This is a genomic window from Kaistella sp. (assembly GCF_032060305.1).
Taxonomy (GTDB): domain Bacteria; phylum Bacteroidota; class Bacteroidia; order Flavobacteriales; family Weeksellaceae; genus Kaistella; species Kaistella yananensis.
This window is the reverse complement of the sequence record NZ_DAMBHK010000009.1, coordinates 20,187-24,575: the sequence shown is the minus strand read 5'-3', so window position 1 is coordinate 24,575 and position 4,389 is coordinate 20,187. Positions and strand designations below refer to the sequence as shown.

Sequence of the window (4,389 nt, the reverse complement as noted above, 5' to 3'; positions counted from 1 at the left end):
AAAGCAATCTTCAGCTGGAATCCGGATTTTTTATGAAAAAACTGATACTGAATCAAGAAATGCTTCTCACCCCACTTTATTGATAAAATATGGGGTGAATAAAAATTTAGAATTCAGGGTAGGCGCCGATTTTAATTCAGAAACAGTATACCATGAGAGAAATTCCGGAATTTCACCCGTTACGTTAGGATTTAAAGCGAAACTCATGGAGAAAAAAAAATTTATGCCGGCAATCGCTTTTCTGGGGCAACTGACATTGAACAGACTGGCTTCTAAAAATTTTAAAACTCCTTATACTGCACCATCTTTCAGGTTACTTTTTAATCACACACTATCGGATAAACTGAATCTTGGCTACAACTTAGGTGCGGAATGGAACGGTGTTACACCAGATGTTACAGGAGCTTACACAGTTTCAACTTCATATTCACTTGATGAAAAGCTGGGCATGTTTGCTGAATTTTATGGATACCTGAATAAATTTGAAAAAGCTGACCACCGTTTCGATGCGGGCTTCACTTATCTCATCAGCAACAATTTTCAGGTAGATACCTCTGCCGGAGTAGGAATTTCTGAAATCTCACCAGACTATTTTGTATCTGCAGGGGTATCATACCGCTTCAGTACAAAGTAAGAAAGTGACTAATTGTCCTAAAACTCTATTTGGCAAAATCTTTGTGAATTGATGAGTACTAAATTGTAATACTATGTCGGAAAATCAAGATATACACGAAGAAAATGCAAATCTTCAGGAAGAAAACATTCAAAACCCTGAAACTGAATCTAACGAGAATGTGACAGCCGCTCCCTCTGCAGAGGAACTTTTGGCAGAAGAAAGAGACCGTTACGTGCGTCTTTTCGCAGAATTCGAAAACTACAAAAAAAGAACCACTAAAGAGAAAATGGAGTTCTTCCAGTATGCCAATCAGGACATGATGATTTCCATGCTGGCTATCCTGGATGATTTCGAAAGAGCTTTGAAAGAAATCTCGAAAACCGGCAACGAAGCAGATTTACAGGGGGTAGAACTTATTTATCAGAAATTCAAAGGAAAGCTCACCGAAAAAGGTTTGAAAGCTATGGACGTAAAGCCAGGTGACAGTTTCGATGTAGATTTTCATGAAGCCATTACACAGATTCCTGCACCTTCAGAAGACCTGAAAGGCAAAATTGTAGATGTCATCGAAACCGGATACACACTGCACGACAAGGTAATCCGCTTCGCAAAAGTGGTTACAGGAAACTAAAAACATTCATAAAAAAAGGTAATTGAAAACACTCAGTTATCTTTTTATCTTTATCAATCATACTATAAAATGTCAAAAAGAGATTACTACGAAGTACTGGGAGTTGCTAAAAATGCTTCGGCCGACGAAATAAAAAAAGCGTACCGAAAAATGGCGCTGAAATATCATCCCGACAAAAATCCGGGGGATAAAAGTGCTGAAGAAAAATTTAAGGAAGCGGCAGAAGCGTACGAAGTTTTAAGCGACGATAATAAAAAAGCACGTTACGACCAGTTCGGCCATGCCGGAATGAATGGAGGTGGCGGTTTTGGCGGCGGTTTCGGTGGCGGAATGAATATGGAAGATATCTTCAGCCAGTTTGGTGATATCTTCGGCGGACATTTCGGCGGCGGCGGCGGCGCGCAGAGACAGCAGCAGCGTGGCAGCAACCTTCGCGTAAGAATAAAACTCAATCTTGAGGAAATGGTGAACGGAACCCAGAAAACCATTAAAGTCAAGAAAATGAAAATGGCGCCGGGCGCTACTTCCAAAACCTGCCCTACCTGTAACGGAAGCGGTGTTCAGGTAAAAGTAATGAACACCATGTTCGGCCAGATGCAGACGCAGACGCACTGTTCTACCTGTCAGGGAATTGGTAGAATTGCAGATAAAATTCCTGCAGGCGCAAATGCCCAGGGATTGATCAAAGAAGATGAAGAAGTCACCATCAACATTCCGGCAGGCGCAAGAGAAGGAATTCAGCTGAATGTACGGGGCAAAGGTAACGATGCACCGTTTGGAGGAAATCCTGGTGATCTGTTGGTTGTGGTGGAAGAAGAAGTGGATGCTGCAATTAAGCGTGAAGGCGATAATCTGCACCAGGAACTCTACATTTCTTTCGCTGAAGCTGCCTTGGGAACACAGAAAGAAATCCCAACCGTGGGCGGAAAAGTAAAAATAAAAGTTGATGCAGGCACACAGTCAGGAAAAATCCTCAGATTAAGCGGCAAAGGACTGCCAAGCATCGACAGTTATGGCAAAGGGGATATGTTTGTTCATATCAATGTTTGGACACCGCAACATTTGTCAGCAGAACAGCGGGAATTTTTCGAAAAGCAAATTAAAAACGGGGACATGATCGCAGAACCTTCAGGAAAAGAAAAAACTTTTTTTGATAAAGTGCGGGACCTGTTCAATTGAATACATAAGAGATTTTTTTAAATCTCTTTTTTTATTTGATACATAACGGAAAGACATTCAAATACTCATGATGGCTCGAAATTTTCACACTCACCGGCAATGAAAAAATCTGTAATTCTTCAGCTTATCTTTACCGCTGTGCTTCTTGCTTTGTTGAATTCCTGTTCCACACGCTACAGGATAAAAAACGACGGAAATTTTGGAAAGAAAATTTACAATGTAAAATACGGCGAAAACAAAAGGAATGTGATGGATGTTTTTCTGCCTGCAGAATACACACCCGATACGCCGTTAATCATGATGGTTCATGGCGGAGCCTGGATTTTTGGCAGCAAACTCCATCTCCGCAAAGTGCAGAAATTCCTTTACCGGAATAATTTTCCCACCGCAAACATCAATTACCGGCTGGTAAACAAAATTACAACCTACAAGGCTGCTTTAGAAGACATTTCTAAAGCTTTTCAGTACACGGGCAATTCCGGTAAAGACTGGAATCTAGCTTCTAACAAAATAATCCTTCTGGGCGAAAGTGCGGGTGGGCATTTGGCCCTACTCTATGGATACAAAAATGAAGACCAGGTTCAGAAAATAATCTCTTTGAGCGGTCCTGCCGACTTTTATTCTCAGCGTTACAGGAATTCAAAATATTTCAAAAGATCACACCGTATTTTTCAAAAGGTAGTGGGCGAGAAATATAATTCAGCAACCGCAGAAGCATTTAAACAAGCCAGCCCGGTGTATCAGGCTTCAAATGTCCCTACGCTGCACTTTCAGGGCAACAGGGATTTTTTAGTCGATATTAACCAGGGCCTAGCACTCGATTCGGCATTGACCAGTAAAAATATTGAGCACAAATTTGTTCTGATGAAAAAAACTGGTCACGCCCCAAGATTTTCAAAGAAAAAGAGAGACAGCCTCATTTATCCAAACATACTGGACTTTATAAAGCAATAATTCTATCTGAATAAGAAAAAAAAGCAACCTGTTTACAGATTGCTTTTTATATTGATGATTTAGATTTTACTCTTCGATTTGCTCTTCTTCTTTTTCCTTGCCAAAGAAGAATTTAACAATGATAGGAACATTTGTAATCAGTACAATAATAATGATGATCATCTCCAGATGCGATTTCAGATCAATCCCGAACTGGTCCATGAAAAGCCGGTCGAGATAATGTCCTGCAAAAATCAGCGAAAAAGACCAAAGGAACGCCCCGATGATATTATCGATCAAAAAGCGGGTTTTGTCCATCTTTACAATCCCTGCAACAATCGGGGTAAATGTTCTCACCACAGGCAGAAATCTCGCCATAATTACAGCAAGAGCGCCATGTTCTTCGAAGAAATCGTGAGCCTGAAACAGATATTTTTTCTTGAAGAGGAATGTATCTTCTTTTTTATAAAGCGCAGGCCCCGTTTTTCGGCCAAACCAGTAGCCCACTTCATTTCCGATCACCGCAGCAATCGCAATGGCCGTAGCCAGTATCGTCGTATCTAAAAAATCACTTCCGGTGGAGCCGATCGCCTGATCTACAATCTCTACTGCATAAATTCCTGATACAAAGAGCAAACTGTCACCTGGAAGAAAAAACCCCACAAACAATCCTGTCTCCGCGAAAATAATAAACAAAATGAGCCAGAAACCGCCCATTTTTATATAAAATTCAGGATTAAGTAAATCCTTCCAACTCTCAAAATGTTCCATATTCGCAAAGATAATAAAAGAGCGGTTTTTATAAGATTAATAATCTGTTAAAGTTTCCCAAAACTTACAGGTCGAAATCATCGGCCGCCGCAGCGGTTCCGTCGGCCATCAGGAAGGCTTTAAGGAATGGAGTCAGGTCTCCGTTCATCACACCGTCCACATCCGAAGTTTCGTAACCGGAGCGCACATCTTTCACGAGTTTGTAAGGGTGCATCACGTAATTTCGGATTTGGCTGCCCCACTCGATTTTCATTTTCCC

At 41.1% G+C, this 4,389-nt stretch carries 5 protein-coding genes and 1 pseudogene; 4 read left to right on the top strand and 2 right to left on the bottom strand.

Going from position 1 to position 4,389, the window contains the following annotated elements; all coding sequences use genetic code 11:
- From V5N63_RS02335 to V5N63_RS02320, 4 genes are all read left to right on the top strand, one after another.
- Positions 1-634, top strand: a 634-nt coding sequence (locus V5N63_RS02335; RefSeq protein WP_332032637.1) for a transporter, incomplete at its 5' end; no start/stop codon positions are given.
- A gap of 73 nt (positions 635-707) precedes the next feature.
- Positions 708-1,247: a nucleotide exchange factor GrpE gene (locus V5N63_RS02330; protein ID WP_332032635.1), complete on the top strand. Its 540-nt coding sequence runs from the start codon at positions 708-710 to the stop codon at positions 1,245-1,247.
- Between the two features lie 69 nt (positions 1,248-1,316).
- Entirely contained in the window at positions 1,317-2,426 is a 1,110-nt protein-coding gene (dnaJ, locus tag V5N63_RS02325) for a molecular chaperone DnaJ (protein WP_332030402.1), read from the top strand.
- Between the two features lie 99 nt (positions 2,427-2,525).
- Positions 2,526-3,380, top strand: a complete 855-nt coding sequence (locus V5N63_RS02320) for an alpha/beta hydrolase (protein ID WP_332032633.1) — start codon at positions 2,526-2,528, stop codon at positions 3,378-3,380.
- 66 nt (positions 3,381-3,446) lie between these two features.
- Here V5N63_RS02320 and V5N63_RS02315 read toward each other — a convergent pair whose 3' ends face one another.
- Together V5N63_RS02315 and prfB are read right to left on the bottom strand one after the other, a co-directional pair.
- Complete coding sequence (locus V5N63_RS02315; RefSeq protein ID WP_332032631.1) at positions 3,447-4,130, bottom strand: DedA family protein; 684 nt, start codon at positions 4,128-4,130, stop codon at positions 3,447-3,449.
- A 64-nt stretch (positions 4,131-4,194) separates the two neighbouring features.
- A pseudogene (prfB, locus tag V5N63_RS02310) lies at positions 4,195-4,389 on the bottom strand (peptide chain release factor 2); the annotation flags it as partial.

Bases quoted from the DNA above. Each gene is read 5' to 3' on its own strand.
- V5N63_RS02330 (WP_332032635.1), top strand. From the start codon at position 708: ATGTCGGAAAATCAAGATATACACGAAGAAAATGCAAATCTTCAGGAA.
- dnaJ (WP_332030402.1), top strand. From the start codon at position 1,317: ATGTCAAAAAGAGATTACTACGAAGTACTGGGAGTTGCTAAAAATGCT.
- V5N63_RS02320 (WP_332032633.1), top strand. From the start codon at position 2,526: ATGAAAAAATCTGTAATTCTTCAGCTTATCTTTACCGCTGTGCTTCTT.
- V5N63_RS02315 (WP_332032631.1), bottom strand. From the start codon at position 4,130: ATGGAACATTTTGAGAGTTGGAAGGATTTACTTAATCCTGAATTTTAT.